Below are 26,964 nucleotides of genomic sequence, written 5' to 3'. Positions count from 1 at the left end.
GTTCAAAAAGGAGATACCAAACACTAAATATTTGATAAATAAAATTCATCAAAAAAATACCTCGTACAGATGAAAATGTACGAGGTATAACAGAGGAAATCAACAAAGAGTAATAATCTTAATTTTGCCGTTTTTTGTTAGGAGAAAGTTTTGTGATAACATCGCCCAACCAAAGCGATGATGATCACAAATCTGACAACATTTGAGGAAGGAGCAGACTAATATGGATGAGTCTGCTTTGAATGCTCTTGAAAGACTAGTAAAGGTAGGACAATTAAGCCCTAAATTCCTTTACTTTTCATACTTTAGCAAAGACCAGCTTGTTGATGTAGCCAGTTTGGCTGATTTTGAATCCTATTAATTATTGGAAATAAAAATTGTAGATTACTACTGGTTATTCACAAATGTATTGTAATGTTAACTTTTTGGAAAAAGCTTTGATGTAGAAGTGTATCAAATTACAAACATTAAACCCAACTACAAGGAGAACTTAATTTATAAGGGTTCATAATATGTCAAAATAATACCTATAAGAAACATCATTTACGGAAAATAAGTCTTTTATATTGAGCCTAAATCATGGCAAAACAGTAGAGTAACTAATACAAAACTACTAAGTACCTATCCTTTGAGTGGGTATTGTCCAATCTACGTATTTTTAATACTAGAAATTAAATATATATGCTTATGAACTTGTAATTAAATACACATTTAACCTCTGTAACTTGTTTTCTTAGGACAGAGGCGTAAGTCTAACCATAGTTAATTTTGAATTAAAAACAATGTCTCCACTCGGTGTTGCTACCAGTCACTCAACTCATACCCTAGCGACGGGGAAAGCGAAATTATGGCTGTTGCTGTTGGGGGTTAACCGATATCAAGACGAAAAATTACCTTCATTGCGTTACTCGGCTGTTGACTGTCAAGGTTTAGCAGCAGCTTTAGCTGATACGACTGGGAGATTTCCCCAAAAAGCAGAGTGGGTACATCATGATTTTGCTGCCCAACAGCCTACCCTAGCTACAGTACGCGAAAGTTTATCCCAAGTTATTCGCCAAGCTCAACCAGAGGATACGATTTTATTTTACTTCTCTGGTCATGGAATGCTAGAGCCAAATTCTCAGCAAGCAATTTTGTGTCTAGCGGATACTCAAACAGATGACTTACTCAACACGGGTTTAGGGTTACAGGAACTTTTGCAATGTTTGGGGAACAGCCAAGCACAGACACAGTTAGTATGGCTAGATGCTTGTCATAGTGGTAATCTCACGTTGATGAGTGGTAAGAGTAACCACACACAAACATCTCTACCCAATCCTACACCCCAGATGGTGGAGTTACTACGCCAACGAGCGAAAAAGAGTAAAGGTTTATACGCTTTACTTTCCTGTGATACTAATCAACAATCTTGGGAATTTCCCGAATTGGGACATGGAGTATTTACTTATTATTTAATGCGGGGTTTACGGGGTGAAGCCGCAGACGCACAAGGTTTGATTGATGCTGATGGACTTTATCGTTATGTTTATCACCAAACGCGACAATATATAGAACAAACCAACCAGCAATTAAGGTTAATTAATCAACAAAACCGTAGCCGAGGGGATAACAAGATTTACTCTGAATATCCACTGCAAACACCAAAGCGCATTGTCGAAGGTGTAGGTGAGGTAATTCTGGGAGTTAAGCCTGCGTTAGTTGCGTCACCTGACTTACGCAAAGCTTTAATTGTGGAAGGGTTAGCGACTAATCAAACTACTTTAGGTTTTAGTAAACTTTTAGGTGGTGTTGGTGGTTTTGAGATTGAGTATTGGCCATTGGCTCACACTAGCCAAGATTTACAGACTATAATTCAAAATTGCTTGCAAAGTACCCAAACAAAGGCAGAAAAACAGCCAGGAAGTTTTGCCACCGTACTTTTATATTTGCGGGGAAGAATTGAAGGGAGTGCGACTGAAGAACCTGTATTAGTGGTAGGAGATGATATTCGCTTAAGTCGTTCTTGGTTAAGACAACAACTGAGGCGATCACTCTACACCCAACAAATTATCATCTTAGATACACCTCTGGGTCAGCACGGTCATATATCCTTACAAGATTGGGTAGAAGATTTACAACTGGGGTTTGAGCAAGGACAATGTATTATAGCGGCTGCCCCATCACCAGAAAATCCTGGACAATTTATTCAAACTCTACACTCTACCTTACAAGCAGCCCAAGAAAAATCCAGCCTATCAGCAGCAGCTTGGATTAGTCAATTGCAACTATCCTCACCACTACCCTTACATATATGGCTATCGGGTACACAAGGCTTAATTGAAATTATCCCCGCCAGTACAGCAAATAAGCGTAATCAGTCTACTACAGTTGATTTAGGGATTTGTCCCTACCGAGGGTTACAAGCTTTTAAGGAAGAAGACACCCAATATTTCTACGGTAGAGAAAACCTGACTCAAGAACTTATAGCAGACTTAGCAAATAAACCATTTATTGCCTTAGTTGGTGCTTCTGGGAGTGGTAAATCTTCAGTTGTGCAGGCGGGTGTCATTGCCCAACTACGCCAGGGTAAGCAATTACCAGGAAGTCAAGATTGGTGGATGCGGAGTTTCCGTCCTGGTGACAATCCTCTAGTCAGCTTATCACATTGCCTAGTTGATAGCGGTACAGAGCGAGAGAGAGCTTACCAACAAATGCAATTAGAAGGGATGTTATACCAAGGGGTGCAAGGCTTCCTCCATTGGCTACATCACCGCAGCGAACCAATGGTAGTGTTGGTAATAGACCAGTTTGAAGAATTATTTACCCTAGCCTCTAGTGAAGATAAACAGAAATTTCTGGATACTGTTTTAGGGGCGTTAGAGTTAGAACCAAACAAGTTTAAATTAATCATTACTCTCAGGGCAGATTTTATTGCCTCTTGTTTAGAAGTCCCAGCTTTGGCGAAACTATTACAGCAGTCAAGTATTTTGCTACCGCCTTGCTTAACCCAAGAAGAATACCGCCGAATTATTACTCACCCAGCCGAACAAGTAGGGTTAACAGTAGAACCGGAATTAGTCGAGGTGTTATTGCAAGAGTTACACAACTCACCGGGAGATTTACCACTACTGGAATTTGTTCTCGAACAGTTATGGGAATATCGTAGTATTGGAGTAATTACCTTACAAGCTTACCAACAATACTTGGGTGGAATCAAAGGCGCGTTGGAGCGAAAAGCCCAAGGGGTTTACGATAGCTTAGATGCAGAAGCCCAAGAATGTACAAGGTGGATTTTCTTATCACTAACACAGCTAGGTGAAGGAACGGAAGATACCAGAAGACGAGTATTGAAGTCAGAGTTAATAGTTAGAAAATATCCCGTTGCGTTGGTAGAAAGAACACTGCAAGTATTGACGGTGGCGAAGTTAGTAGTAGTCAATGGTGACTGGGAACAGAAGAAGGGGAAGGGGGAAAGGGGAAAGGGGAAAGGGGAAGAGTTTCTATCTCCCTCATCTCCCCCATCTCTGCCTACTCCCTCCGTAACCATAGAAGTAGCCCACGAAGTAATAATCCGCCACTGGTCTACATTACGCTGGTGGTTAGAGGAAAATCTCAGTAGAATGCGATCGCATCGGCAAATTGAACAAGCTGCGGCTTTATGGAAACAAAATGACTATCAGCCTGACTTCTTGTTACAGGGTATTCGTTTAGCGGAAGCCGAAGAAATTTATGTCAACTACACTGATGAATTATCCCAGGATGTGCAGCATTTTATTGAGGCTTGTCTGCATGAGCGACAACGTAAACAGCGTAAGGAACAAAGCCGACTTAGACAAGCACAAAGTGCTGTAGCTATTATCAGTACCTTGGGTTTGACAGCCTTTGGTTTAGCTGTGTTTGCTTATCAACAAAGCCAAAAAGCCCAACTCCAGGAAATTGAAGCGTTAAATTCTCTTTCAGAAAACTTTCTTCTCTCCCACCAGCAATTAGAAGCACTGGTAACTAGTGTACAAGCTGGTAAGGAAGTACAAAAAATCCGGCTAGGAGTACCCGAAAATACCCGGATGCAAACTGCAACTATTTTACAACAAGCAGTTTACAGCACCCAAGAACAAAATCGTTTCCTAGAAAATGCTTGGGTAACTAGCGTCAGTTACTCACCCGATGGAGATGTTATTGCTTCTGGTAGCGCAGATAACAGCATCCATCTTTGGCGCAGAGATGGTAAATTACTCAACACGCTCACGGGTCATAGTGATGGGGTTAATAGTGTTAGTTTCTCCCCCGATGGTGAAATATTAGCTTCAGCTAGTGCTGATGGTACTATTAAACTTTGGCATCGTAATGGTCAATTAATCAACACACTCAAAGGGCATAGTCAGGGTGTCAACAGTGTCAGTTTTTCACCTAATGGTAAAGTTATTGCCTCTGGTAGCGATGACAATACCATTAATCTTTGGAGTCGAGAAGGCAAATTACTCCTTACCCTGAATGGACATAGCCAAGGTGTCAATAGTGTCAGCTTTTCCCCAGAAGGTGATACCATTGCCTCTGGTAGTGATGACGGTACAATTAGGCTGTGGGGTTTAGATGGTCGCCTGTTAACAACTATCCCTTCCCATACAAAAGAAGTATTAAGTGTCAGCTTTAGTCCCGATGGAAAAATAATTGCTTCAGCTAGTGCAGATCATAATGTGAAACTCTGGAGTCGTAGCGGTACTCTGTTAAAAACTCTAGTAGGACATAATGCAGCCGTTTGGCGAGTAATTTTCTCACCAGATGGTCAGTTAATTGCTACCGCCAGTGCTGATAAAACTATTCACCTCTGGTCTAAGGACGGCAATATATTAAATACTTTTTATGGTCATGGACATGAAGTTAACGCCCTCAGTTTTAGTCCTGATGGCAATACATTAGCTTCAGGTAGTGATGATAATACAGTTAGATTGTGGGCTGTGGATAGAACTCTACCAAAAACTTTTCAGGGACATAAAGGCAGTGTAGGTTACGTTAAATTCAGTGATGATGGTCGGACTATTACCAGTCTCAGCGCTGATAACACTATGAAAGTCTGGAGTTTGCAGGGTAAATTACTGCAAACTTTATCTTCTCCACTTCCTGATGTCACCAGCGCCAGCTTTGCACCCAATGGTAAAATCGTTGCTTTAGCTAGTTCTGACCATACTATCCACCTTTATAACCGGGAAGGTAGATTATTACGTATTCTTCCAGGACATAACCATTGGGTAACGAGTATGAGTTTCAGTCCTGACAGTAAAATCTTAGCTTCTGGCAGTGGCGACAAAACCATCAAACTGTGGACTATAGATGGTCGTCTGTTGAAAACCCTCTCAGGTCATACTGGTTGGGTGACTGATGTGCAATTTAGTCCTGATGGAAAAACTATTGTCTCCGCCAGTGCTGATAAAACCGTGAAAATTTGGAGTTTAGATGGTAGTCTCATCAAGACTTTACAAGGTCATAGTGCTAGTGTGTGGAGTGTCCATTTTTCTCCTGATGGTAAAACTCTCGCCTCAACTAGCCAGGATCAAACCATCAAACTCTGGAATTTAGACGGTGAATTGATTTCCACCTTGCAGGGACATAGTGATGTAGTTTACAACCTCAGCTTTTCGCCTGATGGCAAAACCATTGCCTCAGCTAGTGATGATGGTACAATTAAACTTTGGAACGTAGTCAATAGCACTTTATTAAAAACGTTTCAAGGACATCAAGGCGGGGTGAGGAGTATAAGTTTTAGTCCTGACGGTAAACTCTTGGTATCCGGTGGACATGATTTTAAAGTCAAACTTTGGAACCTACAAGGGATAGAACTACAAACCCTAAATTTAGATGAGTTACTAAATCGAGCTTGCGATCGCCTAAATAATTATCTCACCACCAACCCCAATATCACTAAAGAAAAGTATCAGCTTTGTTTTGGGGAGTAGGGAATTGGGAGATGGGGAGATGAGGGAGAAAAACTACTAATCATTGTCAACTGTCAACTGTCAACTGTCAAACACCAACAGCTACAAATTTCTCACCCCGGTTATGAGGTTCATCAAAATTAATTACAGGCCCTTTTGGAACAATGCGAGTAGGGTTTACTTTGGGATGGCTCTTGTAATAATGGCGCTTAATATGATCCAGATTACAGGTTTCTCTCACCCCTGGAAATTGATAGAGTTCCTTGAGATAGTTCCAAAGATTAGGATATTCTACAATTCGGTGTAGGTTGCATTTAAAATGCACGTAATAAACTGCATCGAAGCGAAATAGGGTAGTAAACATACACCAGTCCGCCTCGGTAATTTGATTCCCACACAGGTAGCGTTGTTTTCCTAATATATTTTCCCAATAATCAAGGGCTGCAAATAATTCTGTTACTGCTTCATCGTAGGCTGACTGAGATGTTGCAAAACCAGCCCGATAAACACCGTTATTTATAGGCTGATAAATAGCGTCTATTGTCTCGTCAATTACCTTTTGTAAATGTTGTGGATAGAAATTGATATCTTTTTGTGCCAAAGATTCAAATTCTGTATCCAACATCCGAATAATTTCGCGGGATTCGTTATTGACAATAGTTTGGGTTTGCTTATCCCATAAAACTGGAACTGTTACCCGCCCAGTATAATTAGAATCAGCTTTGAGATAAACTTGCCAGAGGTATTGAGTACCATTAACAGTATCAGGAATACACCCTGGCTCATCACTAAATTCCCAACTATTTTGCTCAATTACTGGCGCGACTACTGATAGACCAATAACATTTTCTAGACCCTTCAATTGGCGCATAATTGCGGTGCGACACGCCCAAGGACAAGCCCAAGAAATATATAAATGATATCGTCCAGATTCAGCCTTAAACCCACTAGAGCCATCAGCTGTAATCTGGTGACGAAATGTAGTTGAAGGACGAACAAATTTACCTTGGGAATCTTCTTGATCCCGCTCAGGTATCCACTGACCATCTTTAAGAACACCCAGACCCATAAATTACTCCTTTGTCATTAGTCATTAGTCATTAGTCCATAGTCATTAGCTGTTGACTGTTGACTGTTGACTATTGACTATTCAGCATTAAGGATTTTTGGTACTTTGAAAAACTCGCCTTCTTGTTCAGGCGCACTGCTAAGAATAGCTTCTCTATCAGCGTAGGGTTGCAAATCATCTTTTCTGGTGACGTTGCTAACATCAATTGCCCTTGTTGTGGGAGGTACATTACTCACGTCTAATTCATTTAATTGCTCAACGTAATCTAAAATACTTCCCAGTTGAGTAGTAAATTGTTCCTCCTCCTCTGGAGTCAATTCTAAACGGGCAAGCAAAGCTACTTTACGGACTTGTTCGCGGTCAATCATAATTTTGTTAGTGGTCAGCGTTGCACTGAGCTTGTCGAAGTGTTGTTAGTGGTCAATAGTCAACAGTCAACAGTCGCAACCTCAAGATTTAGGTTTAAAACTATAGACTATGGACTAATGACTAATGACTAAAAGAATACGTCAATTTGCATCCTTCCGGTGGTTTTTAGCCAGTTTTGGGCTTCGATGTAGTTGTTGGGAGCCATGCGAATTGCGCGTACCCAATAGTCGGCGGCTTGATCAAACAAGGCTTCACCACCGTCATTATCACCAGCTTCTTTGGCTTTTTCGCCTTGGTAGTGGTAAATGACGGCTATATTATTCAAGGCTTGGGGTAGGCGGGGATTATTTTCAATGGCTTGGTGATAAAGTTCTAGGGCTTTTTCGTGGTCGCCGTTACTAGCATATATTAGCCCCATATTATAAAAAATAAATCCGCGATCGTTGGCATCTTCTTCTAAAGTGAGGGCTTCTTCATAGTATTCCAAAGCCTCGGCATATTCACCTTCTGCCTGCGCTGACATGCCATCTCGATAATAAACAAATGCTTCTTTAGCTTTTTTGTTGGCTGGCAGTATTTTGAGAATGATATCTGCCATTACAGTAAAGGATTTATCAACAAAATTATCGTTTTTCTGTGTTCTTGGCATATGCGTTTCTATGCTTGTGGTGCTGAGAGATGAGTGAGTGTCTCAGTTAACAGTCATCAGTGAATAGTGAACAATACCTGATCACTGTTCACTAATTAAGTTCTTACTCCCCTAAATAGTTAATGTAACTGATTTAGGGAGCTATTCTGCTCGCCCTGGGGGATAATGCACTCGGCGCTATTGTGTTTTGAGCTATTGACTACAGTGCTAACTGGGTAGGAAGTCATTTCTGCGGCTGGATAGGGCGATAATAAGTGTTGTAACGCTTGGGGCTTTTGCTCTTGGGGATCTAACCACAAATCATAATCTTGGGGAGCTAAGATTACTGGCATTCTGTCATGGATTGGTTGGAGTACTTCGTTAGCTGTTGTGGTTACAATTGTACAGGAGTTAATTACCTCTCCTTCAGGGTTTGTCCATTTTTCCCACAATCCGGCAAAGCCAAAGGGTTGCTCATCTTTCAAGCGAAAATAAAAAGGTTGTTTTTTTCCCTGCTTTCTTTGCCATTCATAAAAGCCATCAGCCACTATTAAACAGCGTCGTTGCTTGAAAGCTGAACGAAAAGATGGTTTTTCGGCAAGAGTTTCAGATCGAGCGTTGATGAGCTTGGTCGATATTGACGGATCTTTAGCCCATGAAGGTATTAAACCCCACCTCAATTTTTGAAATTCTCGTTTGTCACTCTCGGCACTATGTAACACTGTCACTACAGTTTGCGTAGGTGCAATGTTATATTGCGCCTCTAAATCCAGAAGCTGCTGGACATGAAAAACTTCGGCTAATGCTTCTGGTGACTGGGTTAAAGTAAATCTTCCACACATATTTATATTCTACTCTATTGCATCAAAAAAAACATTTATATCTGAATTAATTAATACGTCTATTTTTATTTATTCAAATAATTAATATTTTCAATAAATAGGCTAATTAGATAAGATAATTATCCTGTTATTCAGGAATAATTTTGTAAAATATTGTATTTTAGACCTTAACCTCGCAACATATTCTGTATCTTAATTTCTACATGGAAACTTTACGTTTGTACGATTTTTTACCTTCGGGCAATGGCTATAAAGTGAGACTTTTATTAACACAAATGGGTGTACCATTTGAACGAGAAGAAGTGAATATTTTAAAGGGAGAGAGCCGCACTTCAGAGTTTTTAAGTAAAAATCCTAACGGGAGAATACCAGTTTTAGAAATTGCTCCTGGTAAATATTTATCAGAATCAAATGCTATATTGCTTTACTTGAGTGAGTATACAGAATTTTTACCGAGCGATCGCTATTTAAAAGCCCAAGTCCTACAATGGTTATTTTTTGAACAATACAGTCATGAACCGTATATTGCCACCTCAAGATTTTGGGTATCAATTTTAGGTAAAGCCGAAGAATATCGTGAGGCTTTAGAACAAAAACGTGAACCTGGGTACGCGGCACTAAAAGTGATGGAAAATCATTTGAGACACCATAGCTTTTTTGTGGATGAGCGTTACACAATTGCTGATATTGCTTTATTTGCTTACACCCACGTAGCTGAAGAAGGTGGGTTTGATTTAACACACTTTCCCGCTATTCAAGCCTGGATAGAAAGAGTTAAATCTCAATCTGGATATATTAGTATTACTCATGAGCCACGGTTATGCTACGAATACTAATTCGTAATTCGTAAATAAGAAAGTACGATGTAGCTTAAATTTCTGGGGTGGTTACTTTCGTACAATTAACTTATAGCCCTTTCTTATGTGTCTATCTCAATCAGTTTTTGTCTAGAAGTTAAACCAGACTTAATCATGATATGAGATTTCGGCACATCAAATTTTTCAGCTAGAAGTTTGATTAATTCTTCGTTAGCTTTACCATCTACTGGCGGTGATTTTAAGTGTACTGTGAGACTGCCATCATCCTGTTCAGCAATTTTTTGTTGTTTGGAATTAGGTTTAACTTTTACCTTTTTCTGCATGATTTATATTTTATCTAAAATCGGTGGGATAATAAATACTAAAATATCTTGTATGGCAACGGACATATTGGTTAGGACATCATATTTTGCTCTCAAGGGAATAGGGAACGGGGAACAGGGAACAGAGAAATGTCCTAACAATTGTAGCTACTGCTATAATATAAAGTCTCATCATAGCTATTAAACCATTGATAGGTAGAGGCAATTGTCATACTTAAACAAAAAACCTATCACTACTCATTGTGGTAGCAATAGGATGATTCATTTATTGAAGCTAAACACTTGTCATATTGGGGGGAGTGGGAATTGGTAATTGGTAATGGTAGAAAGCAATTACCTATTCGCTATCACCCATTACCGACCAAACCAAGCATATTCTAAGCAATTAACCGGACTTGATATTACTTATGGATATCTCTTACTACCAGCACCTACTACGCCGATTTTGTGGCGATAGGAAAGTTCTGCACCAAACCAGCCAGAAGCGCTAGTTAGAGTACCAACAACTAAAGAGATTAACAATCCCCAAGGTAATATTCTGCCGTCAATGTTGCCGAAGCGGATCAGGAAGTTTATTAGTGTCAAAACTAGGATGGATACATTCAGAATCATGTGTATCCAACCAGCGTTACGTTTGCGGACACGTTCAATTTTTAAGAAGTCGCTTAAGCCTATGGCGGCGGCGATAAGTCCACCTCCTAAGCCTAAGCCAATTAACCAAATAGAAGCCCTAGCCCAGAAGAAATCGCGGGTTAGCCAGTAACCGACATCGCTACCCAAGGCGGCTGCTAAGAAAGCAATGGGGAAAATTACGCTGAGGGGGTGGAGGGGGTGTCCGGCGATCGCTACTGTACTTGGTACACCTGTATCACGATATTCGCGATCGTCTGTTTCAATAACGGGGGGAAGATTTGGAAATGGAGAAGAAGCAGAGGAACCTGTAGTAGTTGTATCTGTAGTTTCCATAATTAAGTCACCTAGTTGTTATCTGAGGGAATTTTTTCTACATAAGCTTCCGCTTGCAGTGTGAGTTTACCTGTTTCTACTTGTAGTCGCTTAACTCGTAAACTCATTCCTTCTAAATCAAAGTTGCTTAAGTTTAAAATTTCACTAGTTTGTTCTACTAAAGCTTGTGTTAATTCTGGTGAAATTTCTTGTTCATTGCCGTAGGTGACATTTTCCAGCACCACAGATGTACCATTAGCACTAACACGGGGTACGGCAGTAAAGGCAACTTTCTGAGTTTCGTTATTTTCTACTAATAGAATATCAGCATTGATTGCGACTTTTTCTTCACCTGGTAAACGGAAGTCTATTTGTTGGGGTTTAACTGTTTTTAGTTGCCCGTTAATATGGATTTTCTGGCTTTGAATTTTGGAAATAACAAATTCAGAATTAAAGGCACGGTTGATATCTACTTCTGTTAAAACAACTCGTGCAGTCCCAACTGTGGGTTTGGTAAGTTCAATTTTGCCAAAAGCTACACTCAAAGGATTAATAGCAACATTGTTGACCTGCATTTGCATTGACTCTACACGCAAGTCTTTCTGCATTACCATACCTTCACCGTCAATTTTGACTGAATCCACTTGTCCTTGGACTAGTTTCAATGGATCAGTTTTGATATCTATATCGAGATTTTCTACTTCATCTAACTGGCTAGTTAACCCGACCTCTGCCGCTTTATTCAGCGCCTGTTCTCCTAATCCGGGGGTTTCAGGCATTATTAGTAAATCTCCCATAAATTTAATCTTATTGAGTTAATCTAAACAACTAAAATAAAAAAATTATCTATCTAGAGATGGAGTAGATATTAAATGTTTGTATATCTAAAAGTAGAAGTATATTTTTCTGTCAAAATAATATTAACTTTCTATCTTGAGTTACCTATCTAATAGCTCAAAAGAAAGAGGAAAGATTACAAAGAACTGTGTCAATCTGAGATTAGTTAAAAATAAGACTACTTTCCAGAGGAGAACTTAAGAATGGTATCAACTTTAGATGATGCAAAACGTAATGCTATCGGCGTTAAATTAGCAGATGTAAGACTACTTCAACAGTTGATTATTGAAAACGAAGAAAGCTTTTTGAGAGAATCAACTGACGAAGAAATTTCTAACCGCATTCGTGATTTCCTTGAAGATGACCGTAAGAACTTGGGCATCATAGAAACTGTTATTGTTCAATATGGCGTTCAGCAACAACCAAAACAAACAGTCACCGAAATGGCTGACCAAATTCGCAAATTGATGCAAGGTTCTCAACTCAGCTTCTTTGAAAAAGTATCTCAACATGAGTTGCTCAAGCACCAACAAGTAATGAGCGGTTTGCTAGTTCACAAAGCAGCACAAAAAGTTGGCGCTGACGTGTTAGCAGCAATCGGCCCCTTAAACACTGTTAACTTTGAGAACCGCGCTCACCAAGAACAACTCAAAGGTATTTTAGAAATTTTGGGTGTGCGTGAACTTACTGGACAAGACGCAGACCAAGGTATTTGGGGACGTGTTCAAGATGCGATCGCAGCCTTCAGTGGTGTAGTAGGTAGCGCTGTAACTCAAGGTTCTGACAAGAAAGACATGAACATCCAAGACGTTATTCGTCTGGATCACAACAAAGTTAACGTCCTGTTCACAGAAATTGCACAAAGCAACAACCCTCAAAAAATCCAAGAATACTTCGGTCAACTCTACAAGGATCTAACCGCTCACGCTGAAGCTGAGGAAGAAGTAGTATACCCCAGAGTGCGTTCTTTCTACGGTCAAAGTGATACCCAAGAACTGTATGACGAACAAGCCGATATGAAGCGTCGGTTAGAGGAAATCAAGGCTATCAGCCCCTCTAATCCTGAGATCAAAGATAGAATTAAAGACCTAGCTAATATCGTGATGGATCACGTTCGTCAAGAAGAAAGCACCATGTTTGCTGCTATCCGCAACAACCTCAGCAGCGACCAAACCGAGCAACTAGCTACCGAGTTCAAAGCTGCTAAAAGCAAAATTCAACAAAGATTAGCTGGTCAAGCTAGCGGTGCAGGTGTGTAATATCACCTTTAGTTAGCAGGTAGATACCCATCGTTAAAAGCTGATTATTAAGCCCGCCCACTCCTCATTTAAGAGAGTGGGTGGGCTATTTTGTTATATATAAATCTATAGGTATAGGAAAGAATTGTTGCGCGATCGCTCAATTCCTCCCTATCCATCCGTTCTGCTAACTTAGCTGCTATACGCGGCGGAATATACTTGTAACCTTCATGAACTGTACGAATTGCATCTAAAAGTTCGTTCGGTTTCGCCCCCTTAAGAATATAACCTTTTGCACCAGCCCTTAATCCTCGGTAAATATCCTCATCACCTTCAAAAGTAGTTAAGACAATAATCCGGGCGTGTTTAAAATTAGCACAAATAGTTGCGATCGCATCTGCACCTTCCATCTGGGGCATTTGTAAATCCATTAGCACTACGTCGGGTTGATGGTAGCGAAAAAGTTCTAGTGCCTCTTTACCATCGCCAGCATGACCAACTACAGTCATATCTGGCTCACATTGGAGAAACATTGTTAAAGCTTGTCCTAGAATCGGATGATCGTCAGCAATCAAGATGCGAATGACATTGGATTTGCTCATACGAAATAGTTCAAGTATATGTTGTTGAAAAACAGTACAAGGCTAACAAACACAGCCTTGCTACAGTCTGTTTGTATTTTTTAAATAGAAGTTACCAATGTGAACTTATGGATCAACTAAATGTAAGATTTACTTCATGCGTACTAACTTAATTAGTACGCAGTTCGGTTAGTTACTACGATATAGTTGTTTTAGTTGATAATGGATGATATGTAATTAAGTGCGAGATTTTTACTATTATCTAATAATTAGTTGCCATAAATATTATATGACTACATCACAAGCAGTCCAACAATTATCAGCACAGTGGATAACACCAGAAAATTTTCAGCGTTATGGACAAGTAATTTTCCCTAGTGCAGATGGTAAAGCTTTTGATAGTGAAGATGCTCAATTAAATTTGCACAATGGTATACCCCGCTTTTATATTATGCGATTGCAAAAGCGAGGGCGGAAGTTTCATAAAATTACCCGCCATATGCAATGTACTCAATGTTTAGGTTCTCTGGAAGGTAAAGATTGGTTAATGGCTGTTTGTCCTCCCCACAATGATTTAGACATACCAGTTTTAGAAGAAATTGCAGCTTTTCGTATTCCAGGAAATTGTTTTATTAAATTACATGAGGGTACTTGGCACGCTGGCCCATATTTTGACCATGAATTTGTAGATTTTTATAATCTAGAACTAGCTGATACTAATGTGGTTGATCATTTCACCCATGATTTTTCTCAAAGTCATCAGTTAGAGTTTGACATGAGCCTCGATTAAGGGTTTGGTAATAGGTAATTGGTCATGGGTAATGTGGAAAACAATTACCTATTAACTATGACCCATTACCAAAGCAACCAAGATATCGTTAGTTATTAGCTGCACTTGATCCTAAATTCTGGATATTTGCTGAGGTAAGGGACTTATACGCTGGGCTACTATTTAGTATAAGTATATATGCTAGATAGTATGTTTAAAAAACTGCCTTTAACCTTAATTGCAGCTACTATTTTAGTGGCATCAATAGACCATCCTCGCCCTACGTTAGCTGGAACTTGTGCCTCTAATTGTGGAGCAAAGCCGCTCCAGTTTACACCAGGACAGCGTATTCGGTTAGAAGTCATAAATAATACATCTAATTTAATAGAGATGGAAAGAATCCAAGGTGCTACCCCCATCCGTATACAACCTAAGCAGAAACTCTCATTCCCCCAACAAGACGGTTCTCAACCTAATATGTCTCTGGTGTTTTGGGATAAAACGGGAGCGCCAGTACAAGCTGTTGTCTCTAAACCCAACTTTGGGACTCTGCGTGTAGAGTTTCGTCCCACTTGGCGCTATCCAGGCGATCGCTCTCTCTATATACTGGATGATGGACGCATAAACATTCTCTAAAACCGACGTATGATTTTGGAAGCAGCAATGCTTAATGTCAAAACTGGCGCAGAGCAAGATTTTGAAGATGCTTTCCAGCAAGCCTCAAACATTATTGCTTCAATGAATGGTTATATCTCCCATGAACTGAATCGCTGTTTAGAGGTGAAAGGCAAATATTTATTGCTGGTGAAATGGGAAACTCTAGAGGCGCATACAGTCGGATTTAGAAGTTCTCCAGAATATCAACAATGGAAACAACTCCTCCATCATTTTTACGAACCATTTCCCACTGTGGAACATTTTGAATCAATTTGTTGACAGTTGACAGTTGACAGTGAACACAAGTTGACAACTAATAACTGATTTAAAGTAAACGTTTGGTAAGATTTTGTGAGTAATACTAGGGGTGAGGATAATATTATGCTTCACCCCTTTGTGTTTGATACCTGATTTTATAGCTCAATGCTAGACCAACGACCGCAATTATCAAAACCTTCCAGGCGTTTACCCAACCAACGTTGGCAAATTCACCTACAAAAAATAGAACTAGCTCAAAAACTAGCAGACGCAACAAATCTTTCACCTATTGTTAGCCAATTGTTGATTAACAGGGGTATCGAAACAGCAGAACAAGCACAAGCATTTTTAGAGCCTGAATCTTTAAATTTACCCTCGCCATTAACAGAGTTTCCAGATTTGGCGGTGAGTGTGGAGTTATTGCAAGAGGCGATCGCATCCCAAAGTAAAATAGCTATATGCGGTGATTACGATGCAGATGGTATGACTAGCACCGCTTTATTGTTGCGTAGTCTCCGCAGTTTAGGCGCTCAGGTAGATTATGCTATTCCCAGCCGGATGCACGAAGGCTATGGTATTAATAAGCGCATTGTCGAAGAATTTCATAGCGAAGGTGTGAAATTAATTCTCACTGTTGATAATGGGATTTCCGCTTTTGAACCCATCTCCAGAGCCAAAGAACTTGGTTTAAAAGTTATCATCACCGACCACCACGACATCCCCCAAAAACTACCCCCAGCCGACGCTATTCTCAACCCCAAACTCATAGCTGAATCTTCACCATATAGGGGTGTAGCTGGTGTAGGTGTTGCCTATATTTTGGCAGTATCTCTAGCACAAAAACTAGACAAAACCAAAGGCTTAATTCAGCCGATGTTAGCACTATTTACCTTGGGAACGATCGCAGATTTAGCTCCCCTAACTGGTGTCAATCGTCGTTGGGTAAAACGCGGTTTGAAGCTTTTACCAAAGTCCCAATTACCAGGAGTACAGGCGCTAATTCAAGTTGCAGGAGTGCAAGCAAACAATTCAAAATTCAAAATTCAAAATTCAAAATTAATTAATGATGACTCTACTCCCCACTCCCCACTCCCCACTCCCAAATCTTTAAAGCCAGAGGACATCGGCTTTCGCTTGGGGCCTCGTATCAATGCGGTTGGTAGGATAGGTGATCCTTTAACAGTAATTGAATTATTAACAACAGATGATGAGGGAATGGCTTTAGAACGAGCGATGCAATGCGAACAGGCTAATACTAGCCGTCAGCAAATGTGTGAGGAAATCGAACAACAAGCGATCGCTTATGTAGAATCACAGTTCCTCTCTACTTTACAGCAAGACCGGGTATTAGTTATTGTTCAACCGGGTTGGCATCATGGTGTTATTGGTATTGTTGCCTCTCGCTTGGTGGAACGTTACGGTGTTCCTGTTTTCATCGGTACTTATGAAGATGAGGAACATATTCGCGGTTCAGCTAGGAGTATTCCTGAGTTTCATGTGTTTGAGGCTTTGGAGTATTGTCACGATTTGCTGGGTAAATACGGAGGTCATAAAGCTGCTGGTGGATTTTCTTTACCAGCGCAGAATTTACAGGAGTTGCGATCGCGTTTATGTGAGTTCGCTAATCAATGTTTAGAACTCCAGCACCTCAAGCCGTTATTAAACATTGATGCTCAAGCTAACTTCAATCAAATCAATCAAGAACTGTACCAACAGTTAAATACTTTGCATCCTTGCGGTATCGATAACCCAGACCCCATATTCTGGACACCCAACGTTCAAGTTGTAGAACAGCAAATAGTCGGCAAAGGTCATATCAAGGTTACACTCAGCCAAACTATTAACGGTCAACAATATCAATTTAAAGCGATCGCATGGCGTTGGCGTGATTATTACCCCTTACCGCCAAAATTAGATATTGCTTATAAATTACGCGAGAATAACTTTAATGGTAATACTAACCTGGAGTTGGAATTACTAGGTGTCAGATTGGCACAGAAGCAATCAGCACAACTCAATCAATCGCAATTATTTTATTCACCTTCGCCTAAACCTTTAAGAACCACCTTCAAGCACAATCAACGTCAATATACTTGTGGGATCTATGAAAATAACTCGCTTCCCGAATTGAGAATTAAAAACGCAGATGGCAAAGTTTTAGTCATGCAGCCAGGTAGTACAATCGGATTACTCGGAACTACCCGTGAGGACGCTTTAGAAATTGACTTGTCTTTACCCCAATATGATTCTATTATTCAAGCTGCTATGCAGGCATTATCAGTGCTGAATGTTGAGTCCTGAGTGTAAATTGCCATCACTCAACACTCAATACTCAGCACTGGAAACTATTACAGGTTGCCATTGCGGAATGCTAGGACAAAAATCACAGCTGGCCCAGCAAGGATAATCAATGCAACAAAGGTTAGCTGAAAGATCACTTCCCAATTGATGTTGGCTAAAGCTTCAAACATTTGTCTCCATTCCTCCCAATTGTCTTAGAATTACTCAGTTGCATTTGCAAAACCCGTATTAGATCATATCTGGCGATCGCCTGTGATATTTAATTTACTTAATAAAAGTATAGGAAACAACATAAAATGGCAACATGGCAATGTGTCAAACAATGTGGAGCTTGCTGTAATCTTGACCCAGCAGAACGCCCAGAAATAGAAGAATATCTCACCCCAGATGAACTAGAACTCTACCTCAGCATGGTAGGGGAAGGTGGATGGTGCATTAACTTCGACCACACTACCAGAGAATGTCGCATTTATCCCAATCGTCCCCGATTTTGTCGTGTAGAACCAGAGGTATTTGAGGAGATGTATGGTATTGAGGCTGAAGAACTAAATGAGTTTGCTATTGAATGCTGTCAGCAACAAATTGAGGGGGTTTATGGTAACAGAAGCTTAGAAATGCTGCGGTTCGATAAGGCTGTGGGTATTTAAAGTTATGTGAAGCTGATTTTAATCTAAAATCATTACTCAAGATTCTTAAGCGCTAGGGTATGTCTTCAATTAAGGCAAATAACAGAAGCAGAAAGATAAATTGCACTCAAAAAGTTGATAGTATTTATCTGCTACTACTGTGTCATCCGTCTTAATATTTATAGATGGGTGATTTGATCCCAATTAAGAATTTTACAGATTTCATCAACTAAATCTTGGGGAAGACAAGGCTTAGTAATTACTCCTGCTACCCCTAAATCTATCAATTGTTGTTGTTCGTAACTTTGAGCTTTAGCTGTTACCATAATCGTAGGAATGTCACAAGTTGTAACACTTGCTTGTAACTTTTTAAAAGTTGTCGGCCCGTCCATGTAAGGCATCATTACATCTAGCAAAATTACATCAGGATGCTCCGATTCTGCAATTGCTATTCCCTCACTACCTGAAGCTGCTGTTAGTGTATCCCAGCCAGCCACTAACTCTAACGAGATTTGAATAATTTCCCGCACACTATCTTCATCATCAATTACTAATATTCGTTTTATCATTTTGGTTACTCCTATTTTTTATAGAGATATTTTTATTAATCAAAACTCTTAAATCTAATATTTATTAGCAAACTTGATTCACCTTTTGATGTCAAATAATATGAATAAAATTATTTTTATGTTTTTACAATAAAATATTATCCAAGAGTTGTGAAGATTTTGTGAGGAATTAAAATCAGGAGAAAAGACAATCTAAGTCGTTAGAATATCTAATAAATCTAATTTGTTAGTATATATCATCATAATGATATCAAAAATAGCAATTTTTGATTTAAAATAACTAATTTTGATTTTTGTAACACAGTTGGAATAAGATTGGCTATGTATTAGAGAATTAGGGTGCAGCATAATATTAGTAATTTGTTTATAAAATAGTAATAATTGTTGCTTAAGGCTATTGCACATATGGATCTATATTAATAGAAAGTTGTACTTCCTCACAAAATCCTCACAAACTTTCTCTAAATTCGTAAAAGACAATACATAGAAGATAAATTTTAGAACTAATCTTTCCCGAATAATGTTTCTTTTTTTACCTGTTACAAAAAGTCGTTTTCACTAGTAATCGAACTGTTGTTATTCTTCCCCAGTAAGCATTTAGGTGAGATATGAACAAACAAGAAATTGATACACAACTAAAACCTAGTATGCTTGCCAAATGCCCAACAGGAATCCAAGGTTTAGATGAAATTACTTATGGAGGTTTGCCACAAGGAAGACCAATACTACTTTGCGGTAGAGCCGGTTGTGGCAAAACGCTAATGGCAATGGAATTTTTAGTGCGGGGTGCTACCCTATTTGATGAGCCAGGCGTATTTATGGCCTTTGAAGAAACGGCTGAAGAGTTAACCCAAAATGTTGCTTCCTTGGGGTGGGATGTAGCAAAACTAATCAAAGAAAACAAACTAGTAATTGATCATGTTCAAGTTGAACGCAGCCAAATTCAAGAAACAGGCGAATATGACTTAGAAGCATTATTTATTAGGTTAGGTTATGAAATTGATGCGATCGCAGCTAAAAGAGTAGTTATCGACACACTAGAAGTATTATTTGGCGGATTGGATAACGCTGCGATCGTCCGAGCCGAATTACGGCGATTATTTCTTTGGCTGAAAACTAAAGGTGTTACAGCTATCATTACTAGTGAAAGTGGCGAAAATAGCCTGACTCGTCATGGTTTAGAAGAATATGTTTCAGATTGTGTCATCCGCGTAGAACAGCGTGTCACGAATGAACTTTCAACTCGGTGGTTACAAATCATTAAGTATCGCGGTTCTAGGCACGGCTCAAACGAGTATCCATTTTTAATTAAGGAAAATGGTATTTCCGTTCTCCCGATTACCTCTGTCGGCTTAAATTATCCAGTCACAACCGAATGGATATCTAGTGGTATTAAACGCTTAGATACAATGTTAGGAGGACAAGGTTTCTTTCGTGGTAGCAGCATCTTAATTTCTGGTACGGCGGGGACTGGTAAGAGTTCATTTTGCGCTCATTTTGCTGATGCTACTTGTCAAAGAGGAGAAAAATGCCTTTATTTCGCCTTTGAGGAATCTCCGCAACAGATCATTCGCAATATGCGTTCTATTGGTATCGATTTAGAAGTTGCTGTTAATAAAAATTTACTCAAATTCCAAGCCTTACGCCCGACATTTTACGGTTTAGAAATGCACTTGGTTAATATACTGAGTATAGTTAATGACTTTCAACCTGATGCAATCATTCTCGACCCCATATCTAACCTAACTTCTGGTAGTAATAATATTCAGATGAAATCATTTATGATGCGCCTGATTGATTATCTGAAAACAAAAAATATCACAACAATTTTTGCAAACTTAAACGAAGCTAATAGTGCTTTTGTAGAATATACAGAGATAGGTATTTCTTCCTTAGCAGATACTTGGATACTGCTACGAACTATAGAGAGTAATGGCGAGCGTAACCGCTTAATTCATGTACTTAAATCTCGTGGTACATCACATTCAAATCAAGTACGAGAATTTATTTTAACTGATGAAGGAGTACAGTTATTAGATGTGTATTTAGGGACAGAAGGTGTACTCACAGGTACAGCAAGAATTATCCAAGAAGCAAAAGACAAAGCTGCTGCTGTAGTTCGCCAGCAAAAAATTGAGCAAAAACAGCGCGATATTGAACATAAACGTTTGCTAATGGAAGCACAAGTTAAAGCTATACAAGCTCAATTTGAAATTGAGAAGAAAGAAGTTGAAAGATTAATTTCTATCGAAGAAATACAAGAAAAAGTTTTATTAGATGAACAAAAACAAAGGTTAAATTGGCGCGAATTTAATACATAATTAGAGATTTTTACCATGAATCACTATATCAATGAAGTGTCTCAATCTAATGATACAGAAGAAGTTTGGGAGCTACGGCTATATGTAGCTGGACAAACCCCTAAATCTTTAAAAGCATTTGCAAATCTGAAAAAAATTTGTCAAGAATACTTAGAAGGTAAATATCTTATTGAAGTAATTGACCTCATAGAAAATCCCCAATTAGCCAAGGGAGATCAAATATTAGCTATTCCCACTTTAGTAAGAAAATTACCGGAGCCTGTAAGGCAAATAATTGGAGACTTATCCAATACTGAAAAAGTACTAGTAGGACTGGATTTACGTCAAGTAGATATCAACGAAGAATAGTCATGAATAATTCAAACCAACCTCAAGATAGTTCTGAGGAACTAATTGTAGAATCTACAGAAGATTTTGAAGAAGCGCTAGCAAAACTAGAGACACAAAAATATGTTTTACGTTTGTATATAGCTGGTAATACTATCAGATCGATGCGTGCTATTCAAATGCTGAATAAAATTTGTAAAAAATACTTAGAAGGACGTTATGAGATAGAAATTATTGATATATACCAACAGCCTGAGATTTTAGAAAAAGACCATATACTTGCTGTGCCTACTTTAATTAAAGAACTTCCACCACCTCTGCAAAAGTTAATTGGCGATTTGACAAATGTTGATAAGGTAGTAATTGCTTTAGATATTGCTTGATATTTAGCGATAACTTCAAATTAGCTACAAGTTAATACTTGTAGCTACATTTATGGACGGAAAATCCACGGAAACTTGTTTTTATTATCAAGAGACTTTTTCTATAAATAACCCCAGTTACTAGTTAAGTTAAACTGGACAAAGAGAGTTATAATTAATTGAGTTCATCATATAGGACTCATATTTAATTTCTGACAGAATTCAGCACATGCTTAAATTCATTGTTATCCGTTCCCTGTTAAGAGTTTCCTCACTACGCAAATATGTTCATTAATCAAATCGGATTCCTATATAATTAATTACGTAGATTGCTTCTCGCTGGAAGGGAGTATTACGCACTACGAATTACTAATTACGAATTACGAATTGGCTTAGGGTGATTACAGTGAAAACACGCCAAGAACTTGAACTTGAAAATATAGCTCTACGTAATCAAATACAAATTTTAGAAGAGACTTTTAGAGCCATTAAAATGGGTGAGGTAGATGCTTTAGTTGTATCTAGCAATCAAGAAGAAAGAATTTTCACTTTGCAAAATGCTGATTATCCTTACCGTGCTTTTTTACAAGAGATGCACGAAGGTGCTGTGTCTATAGATGAGCATGGAACAATTCTTTACTGTAATAACCCTTTAGCAGTAATGCTCAAAAAGCCACTAGAGAAAGTAATCGGCTCTAACTTGGAGGATTACATAGCACCGCAAGAACAACAGGTGTTTCAAGGATTATTTCAGCAAGCAAAACAGCAATTTTGCCGAGGAGAAGTTTACTTAATTGCTGAGGATGAAACTCAAATTCCTGTTTATTTATCTTTTAAGCAATTGCAAATAGATGAAGTAGCAGTTACTTGCATAGTAGTAACCGACTTAACTGAGCAAAAACGCAATGCAGAAATTGTGGCGGCTGAAAGACTAGCAAATTCTATTCTGGAACAAGCAGGCGAAGCAATCATTGTCTGTGATCAAAGTTGGCAAATTATTCGCGCCAATCAAGCTGCACAAGAACTTTGTGGTAAAAATCCATTATTTCAAAAATTTGATTTGTCGTTTCCCTTGCAATATAATCATTGTAGTAGCTATCAACAACTAGAAGAATGTTTATTGATTAATCAAGCAGAAAATTACCAGCAAAAACAAGAAGGGTTTTCACTATTTAGTTTGCTGCAAGGTCGATCTTTTAAAGGAGTAGAAGTATTATTAAAGCGCGAAGATGGGAGCGAATTTAATTTACTTTTGAGTGCGGCTCCATTATTAAATTTAGACAACCAAGTTATTGGTAGCGTGGTGACGCTGACGAATATCACAGACCGCAAGCAAACAGAAGAAAAAATAGCAAATCTTGTAATAAGTGAACAAGCTGCTTATGCAGAAGCAGAAGCAACCAAAAATAGTTTATCTAATATCTTAGAGAGTATCAATGACGCTTTTGTAGCTGTCGATACTAATTGGTGTTATACATACGTTAATCAAAAAGCAGCAGAAATTATCGGGAGGAAAGCAAAGGATTTAATTGGTAAAAATATTGGGGAAGAATCTCCCGAATTATTTAGTCATAATTCTTACAATGATTATTTACAAGCTTTAAATGAGCAAAGTTTTATTCAAGTAGAAAAATTTTATCCATCGAGCCAACGCTGGTTTGAAAAGCGTATTTATCCTTCTTTAGAAGGCGTATCAATTTTTTTTCAAGACATAACTAGAGAAAAACAGACTGAGATTGCTTTACAGGAAAGTGAAGAACGGTTAAGGTTAGCTTTAGAAGCAGCACAAATAGGAACTTGGGATTGGAATATTTTTACTAACCATCTGAGATGGTCAAGTCGTCAGGAGCAATTATTTGGTATAACTCCAGGTACGTTTACAAGTAGCTATGAAGCTTTTCTCACCCACGTCCACCCTGAGGATAGAGAAAGAGTTCACCAAGCAGTAATGGGTGCCAAAGACAATAAATCTGAATATTATGTGGAATACAGAGTTGTTTGGCCTGATGGTAGCATTCACTGGATTGGAGCTAAAGGAGAATGTATCTATAACGATGAAGGTACAGCAGTAAGAATGCTTGGTACTTGTGTAGATATTACCCAAAACAAGGAAGCGGAAGCAGTTTTGCAACAATCAAAAGCAGAATTAGAAATCAAAGTTGCAGAGCGAACTACTGAATTATCTCAAGCAAATTCACATTTACATAGATTAATCAATATTCTGACAGCTACTATCAACCAGCAGATAAAAATTGAAGCTCAATTGCGTGAAGCAGAACGCCGTTGGCGCAGTTTATTAGAAAATGTGAAGTTGTTAGTTGTTGGACTAGATAAAACAGGTAAAGTTGAATACGTTAATCCTTTCTTTTTAGAATTGAGTGGGTATACCCAGGAAGAAATTCTAGGTAAAGATTGGACGGCTAATTTTATCCCGCAGCATCAAAAAGATAATGTAAAAAAGATTTTTGTAGAAACGTTAGAGCAAGAATTACATCCTCACTACCAAAACCCAATTATTATCAAATCTCAAGAAGAACGTGTCATTGCCTGGAATAATACGCTACTACAAGATTCACAAGGTGCAGTTGTAGGCACGATGAGCATTGGTGAAGATATTACCCAACGCTATGCTTTAGAGAAAATCAAGAATGAGTTTATCTCAGTTGTTAGTCACGAATTGCGTACACCAATGACTTCCATCCAAGGAGGTTTAAACTTATTAAAAACTGGTTTGGTAAAACTTGATTCTGAACAGGGTAAGCGCATCATAAAAATTGTCTCAGAAAGCTCTGAACGCTTAGTCAGACTGGTAAATGATATTCTAGATTTAGAAAGATTACAATCTGGAAAAATTACTTTAAATAAACAACAAGTTAATGCTGCTGACTTATTAACAGAAGCCACGGAATTGATGCAATTAATGGCTAATAATGCGGAAATTAATTTGTCAGTTAACCCTCAATCTGTAGACTTAATAGTTGATAAAGACCGGATTATTCAGGTATTGACAAATTTGCTGAGTAATGCGATTAAATTTTCGCCTCAAGGATCTACTGTATCAATGATGGTAGAAGAAATCAAAGCAAAAGATGGTCACACGTCAGATGTGTTATTTAAGGTACAAGACCAAGGTAGAGGGATTCCTGCTGACAAAATAGAATCTATTTTTGAGCGTTTTCATCAAGTGGATGCTTCCGATTCCCGCAAGCAGGGTGGAACGGGTTTAGGTTTGGCCATTTGCCGTAATATCGTCGAGCAACACAACGGACAAATCTGGGTTGAAAGTACAATAGAAAAAGGTAGTATTTTTTACGTAAAACTACCTTTAAACTTTACCAATAATTTATTTTAAAAGGGACAGGGAACTGGAAACGTGGAATTTATCTTGCTGCTTCTGTTATTTGCCTAAATTAATGACACATCCTAGCCTCTAGCCTCTAACCTCTCACGGCTATGAAAGGCAGCGATCGCAGTATGCAGGGTAAGATAAACATGTTCAGATCCCATCTTGTCTAAAAGTTGCGATCGCTTCAATTGTCTGTAGAGATCCTGTTTGACTCTTGTCATGGCAAAGGTAATACCTCTAGAAGCTAGTTCACTTTGCAATTGAGTTAATGCGTCAATAGCAGTAATATCAACTTCAATAATTGCTTCGGTGTTGAGCAGAAACCATTCTACAGGAGTTGTTTCCGCCTCAATTGCCAATAATGCCCTACGCTTAAAATCTTCTACGTTAGCAAAGCACAGAGGCGCATCATAGCGATAAATTACCAAACCTGGGATAGTTTTAGCCCCTTCCCAATCTGAAATATCATGTAATCCTGGTAAACTGGGAACTTCTCCTAAAACTGCATCGTGTGGTCTGGCTATCCTGGCGAATAAATCAATTACAGATAAACCTACAGCAATACCCACACCAACCAAAATATCTGTCAATAGAACTCCCACGGTTGTCACCAGAGCTAAGAATAACTCGCTGCGGCGAAATCGAGTCAATCTGAGAAATTCGGGAATTTCAATAAGTTTGGTAGCCGCATAGATGACAATTGCTCCTAATGCGGCTTTGGGAAACAATGCTAGTAAGGGTCTGAGGAATAGTAAAACAAAGATAACTACAACTAGCCCCACCAAAGAGAATACCTGACTTTTGCTGCCTAATGAATCTGCGATCGCAGTCCGGCTACCGCTACTACTAATCGGAAAACCCTGCATCAACCCGTTACCTAAATTTGCAGTTCCTAGCGCCAAAAGTTCTTGATTCGCATCAATTTTATATTGATGACGGCTAGCAAATGCCCTAGCTGTGAGTACATTATCTGAATAGCCGACAATCGCAATCCCAATTGCCGAAGCTACAAGTGTAGATAAATCTTGAGTTGAGAATTTAGGTAAAGCCAAATGCGGTAAGCCAGCCGGAATCTCTCCCACTACAGCTACCCCTTGTCGGTCGAGGGCGAATAATCCTACACTAGCCGTTGCTAGTAACACCGCTAACAAAGGCCCAGGCGCAGTAGGAAAGCGACGCTGAACGATAAATAAGAAAGCTAAAACTATCGCGCCTAAAATCAGCGTAGGTTGATGAATTTGATTCAGCTTGCTGAAGAACTCAGCCACTTCACCAAAAACAGTATTTGCTTCAATTTTAATGCCACCAATTTTACCAAGCTGCCCCGTAATCATAATTACGGCAACCCCTGCCATATAACCTGTAAGTATTGGCTTAGAAAGTAAATCTGCAAGAAATCCTAAACGAGCGATATAGCCAATTATACAGATAATGCCGACCGTGAGAGCCAGCATAGAAGCCATAGCTGCATAGTTACTACCGTCAGAGGCCACCAAAGGAGCGATCGCCGCCGCAGTCATGACAGCCGTTGTCGATTCTGGTCCTACCGATAGTTGAGGTGAAGACCCCAACAAAGTATAAATAATCATTGGTGGCAGAATCGCCCACAATCCCACTACAGGCTGCACTCCTGCCAACTCCCCATAAGCCATACACTGAGGAATTAAGTAAGCTGCTACCGTTACACCCGCCAGTACATCAGGGAGTAACCATTCTCGCTGGTAAGATTGCAGCCGTTTAAACCCTGGTAATCCAGGTAAGGTTACGTGATGCTTTTTCAACATGGCGGATGCAGAGTAAATGTGGAGTCTGGTTAAGAAGATATTAACTAGTTTAAAATAAAGTTAAGAAAAGCACAGAAATTAATCA

23 protein-coding genes are annotated in these 26,964 nt (G+C 39.0%); 12 read left to right on the top strand and 11 right to left on the bottom strand.

Annotation, left to right across the window (positions count from 1 at the left end):
* The first annotated feature begins 782 nt into the window (after nucleotides 1-782).
* On the top strand, nucleotides 783-5,930 hold the full coding sequence (locus NSMS1_RS23160; protein WP_224087071.1) for a caspase family protein: 5,148 nt from the start codon (nucleotides 783-785) through the stop codon (nucleotides 5,928-5,930).
* 67 nt (nucleotides 5,931-5,997) lie between these two features.
* Here NSMS1_RS23160 and NSMS1_RS23155 read toward each other — a convergent pair whose 3' ends face one another.
* The 4 genes from NSMS1_RS23155 to NSMS1_RS23140 all read right to left on the bottom strand — a co-directional run bounded on the left by NSMS1_RS23155 (nucleotide 5,998) and on the right by NSMS1_RS23140 (nucleotide 8,817).
* Complete coding sequence (locus tag NSMS1_RS23155) at nucleotides 5,998-6,978, bottom strand: glutathione S-transferase family protein (RefSeq protein WP_224087070.1); 981 nt, start codon at nucleotides 6,976-6,978, stop codon at nucleotides 5,998-6,000.
* A 77-nt stretch (nucleotides 6,979-7,055) separates the two neighbouring features.
* Complete coding sequence (gene gatC / locus NSMS1_RS23150; RefSeq protein WP_224087069.1) at nucleotides 7,056-7,346, bottom strand: Asp-tRNA(Asn)/Glu-tRNA(Gln) amidotransferase subunit GatC; 291 nt, start codon at nucleotides 7,344-7,346, stop codon at nucleotides 7,056-7,058.
* A gap of 128 nt (nucleotides 7,347-7,474) precedes the next feature.
* Nucleotides 7,475-7,996 carry a photosystem I assembly protein Ycf3 gene (locus NSMS1_RS23145; RefSeq protein ID WP_224087068.1) on the bottom strand — a complete coding sequence of 174 codons (522 nt, stop codon included), beginning with the start codon at nucleotides 7,994-7,996 and terminating at the stop codon, nucleotides 7,475-7,477.
* A 119-nt stretch (nucleotides 7,997-8,115) separates the two neighbouring features.
* Complete coding sequence (locus NSMS1_RS23140; RefSeq protein ID WP_224087067.1) at nucleotides 8,116-8,817, bottom strand: SOS response-associated peptidase; 702 nt, start codon at nucleotides 8,815-8,817, stop codon at nucleotides 8,116-8,118.
* Between the two features lie 203 nt (nucleotides 8,818-9,020).
* On the opposite strand from NSMS1_RS23140, the gene NSMS1_RS23135 reads away from it, so the two are divergent.
* On the top strand, nucleotides 9,021-9,653 hold the full coding sequence (locus tag NSMS1_RS23135; protein WP_224087066.1) for a glutathione S-transferase family protein: 633 nt from the start codon (nucleotides 9,021-9,023) through the stop codon (nucleotides 9,651-9,653).
* 83 nt (nucleotides 9,654-9,736) lie between these two features.
* On the opposite strand, the gene NSMS1_RS23130 is transcribed toward NSMS1_RS23135, so the two are convergent.
* The 3 genes from NSMS1_RS23130 to NSMS1_RS23120 all read right to left on the bottom strand — a co-directional run bounded on the left by NSMS1_RS23130 (nucleotide 9,737) and on the right by NSMS1_RS23120 (nucleotide 11,682).
* On the bottom strand, nucleotides 9,737-9,958 hold the full coding sequence (locus NSMS1_RS23130) for a DUF167 domain-containing protein (RefSeq protein ID WP_224087065.1): 222 nt from the start codon (nucleotides 9,956-9,958) through the stop codon (nucleotides 9,737-9,739).
* Between the two features lie 405 nt (nucleotides 9,959-10,363).
* On the bottom strand, nucleotides 10,364-10,924 hold the full coding sequence (locus NSMS1_RS23125; protein WP_224087064.1) for a DUF2231 domain-containing protein: 561 nt from the start codon (nucleotides 10,922-10,924) through the stop codon (nucleotides 10,364-10,366).
* An 11-nt stretch (nucleotides 10,925-10,935) separates the two neighbouring features.
* Nucleotides 10,936-11,682 (bottom strand): DUF2993 domain-containing protein, encoded by a 747-nt coding sequence (locus NSMS1_RS23120; RefSeq protein ID WP_224087063.1) that lies wholly within the window; start codon nucleotides 11,680-11,682, stop codon nucleotides 10,936-10,938.
* A 261-nt stretch (nucleotides 11,683-11,943) separates the two neighbouring features.
* Here NSMS1_RS23120 and NSMS1_RS23115 point away from each other — a divergent pair, with 261 nt between their 5' ends.
* A complete protein-coding gene (locus NSMS1_RS23115) occupies nucleotides 11,944-12,999 on the top strand; it encodes a hemerythrin domain-containing protein (protein WP_224087062.1) in 1,056 nt (351 codons plus the stop codon).
* A 68-nt stretch (nucleotides 13,000-13,067) separates the two neighbouring features.
* On the opposite strand, the gene NSMS1_RS23110 is transcribed toward NSMS1_RS23115, so the two are convergent.
* Nucleotides 13,068-13,580: a response regulator transcription factor gene (locus NSMS1_RS23110; RefSeq protein ID WP_317986525.1), complete on the bottom strand. Its 513-nt coding sequence runs from the start codon at nucleotides 13,578-13,580 to the stop codon at nucleotides 13,068-13,070.
* A gap of 268 nt (nucleotides 13,581-13,848) precedes the next feature.
* Here NSMS1_RS23110 and NSMS1_RS23105 point away from each other — a divergent pair, with 268 nt between their 5' ends.
* From NSMS1_RS23105 to NSMS1_RS23090, 4 genes are all read left to right on the top strand, one after another.
* Nucleotides 13,849-14,349 carry an ureidoglycolate lyase gene (locus tag NSMS1_RS23105; protein WP_224087061.1) on the top strand — a complete coding sequence of 167 codons (501 nt, stop codon included), beginning with the start codon at nucleotides 13,849-13,851 and terminating at the stop codon, nucleotides 14,347-14,349.
* Between the two features lie 189 nt (nucleotides 14,350-14,538).
* Entirely contained in the window at nucleotides 14,539-14,964 is a 426-nt protein-coding gene (locus tag NSMS1_RS23100; RefSeq protein ID WP_224087060.1) for a hypothetical protein, read from the top strand.
* Between the two features lie 9 nt (nucleotides 14,965-14,973).
* Nucleotides 14,974-15,264: an antibiotic biosynthesis monooxygenase family protein gene (locus NSMS1_RS23095; RefSeq protein WP_224087059.1), complete on the top strand. Its 291-nt coding sequence runs from the start codon at nucleotides 14,974-14,976 to the stop codon at nucleotides 15,262-15,264.
* A gap of 144 nt (nucleotides 15,265-15,408) precedes the next feature.
* On the top strand, nucleotides 15,409-17,544 hold the full coding sequence (locus NSMS1_RS23090) for a single-stranded-DNA-specific exonuclease RecJ (protein ID WP_224087058.1): 2,136 nt from the start codon (nucleotides 15,409-15,411) through the stop codon (nucleotides 17,542-17,544).
* A gap of 47 nt (nucleotides 17,545-17,591) precedes the next feature.
* On the opposite strand, the gene psb30 is transcribed toward NSMS1_RS23090, so the two are convergent.
* Nucleotides 17,592-17,714: a photosystem II reaction center protein Ycf12/Psb30 gene (psb30, locus tag NSMS1_RS23085; protein WP_067771257.1), complete on the bottom strand. Its 123-nt coding sequence runs from the start codon at nucleotides 17,712-17,714 to the stop codon at nucleotides 17,592-17,594.
* Between the two features lie 126 nt (nucleotides 17,715-17,840).
* Here psb30 and NSMS1_RS23080 point away from each other — a divergent pair, with 126 nt between their 5' ends.
* On the top strand, nucleotides 17,841-18,191 hold the full coding sequence (locus NSMS1_RS23080) for a YkgJ family cysteine cluster protein (protein ID WP_224087057.1): 351 nt from the start codon (nucleotides 17,841-17,843) through the stop codon (nucleotides 18,189-18,191).
* A 158-nt stretch (nucleotides 18,192-18,349) separates the two neighbouring features.
* On the opposite strand, the gene NSMS1_RS23075 is transcribed toward NSMS1_RS23080, so the two are convergent.
* Nucleotides 18,350-18,739, bottom strand: coding sequence for a response regulator (locus NSMS1_RS23075; RefSeq protein ID WP_224087056.1), 390 nt, complete (start codon nucleotides 18,737-18,739; stop codon nucleotides 18,350-18,352).
* Between the two features lie 608 nt (nucleotides 18,740-19,347).
* Here NSMS1_RS23075 and kaiC point away from each other — a divergent pair.
* From kaiC to NSMS1_RS23055, 4 genes are all read left to right on the top strand, one after another.
* The gene (gene kaiC, locus NSMS1_RS23070) at nucleotides 19,348-21,060 is read left to right on the top strand and encodes a circadian clock protein KaiC (protein WP_224087055.1); all 1,713 of its coding nucleotides are present in this window, start codon (nucleotides 19,348-19,350) and stop codon (nucleotides 21,058-21,060) included.
* Nucleotides 21,061-21,075: 15 nt separating this feature from the next.
* Nucleotides 21,076-21,408, top strand: a complete 333-nt coding sequence (locus NSMS1_RS23065; RefSeq protein ID WP_224087054.1) for a circadian clock KaiB family protein — start codon at nucleotides 21,076-21,078, stop codon at nucleotides 21,406-21,408.
* Between the two features lie 2 nt (nucleotides 21,409-21,410).
* The gene (locus NSMS1_RS23060) at nucleotides 21,411-21,770 is read left to right on the top strand and encodes a circadian clock KaiB family protein (protein WP_224087053.1); all 360 of its coding nucleotides are present in this window, start codon (nucleotides 21,411-21,413) and stop codon (nucleotides 21,768-21,770) included.
* A gap of 385 nt (nucleotides 21,771-22,155) precedes the next feature.
* Nucleotides 22,156-25,101 (top strand): PAS domain S-box protein, encoded by a 2,946-nt coding sequence (locus NSMS1_RS23055; protein WP_224087052.1) that lies wholly within the window; start codon nucleotides 22,156-22,158, stop codon nucleotides 25,099-25,101.
* A gap of 71 nt (nucleotides 25,102-25,172) precedes the next feature.
* On the opposite strand, the gene NSMS1_RS23050 is transcribed toward NSMS1_RS23055, so the two are convergent.
* Nucleotides 25,173-26,879 carry a solute carrier family 26 protein gene (locus NSMS1_RS23050; protein ID WP_224087051.1) on the bottom strand — a complete coding sequence of 569 codons (1,707 nt, stop codon included), beginning with the start codon at nucleotides 26,877-26,879 and terminating at the stop codon, nucleotides 25,173-25,175.
* Nucleotides 26,880-26,964: the final 85 nt, after the last annotated feature.

The organism is Nostoc sp. MS1 (genome assembly GCF_019976755.1).
GTDB lineage: Bacteria > Cyanobacteriota > Cyanobacteriia > Cyanobacteriales > Nostocaceae > Trichormus.
Note: the sequence above shows the minus strand (reverse complement) of the source record. Positions and strands in the feature narration are given on the sequence as shown.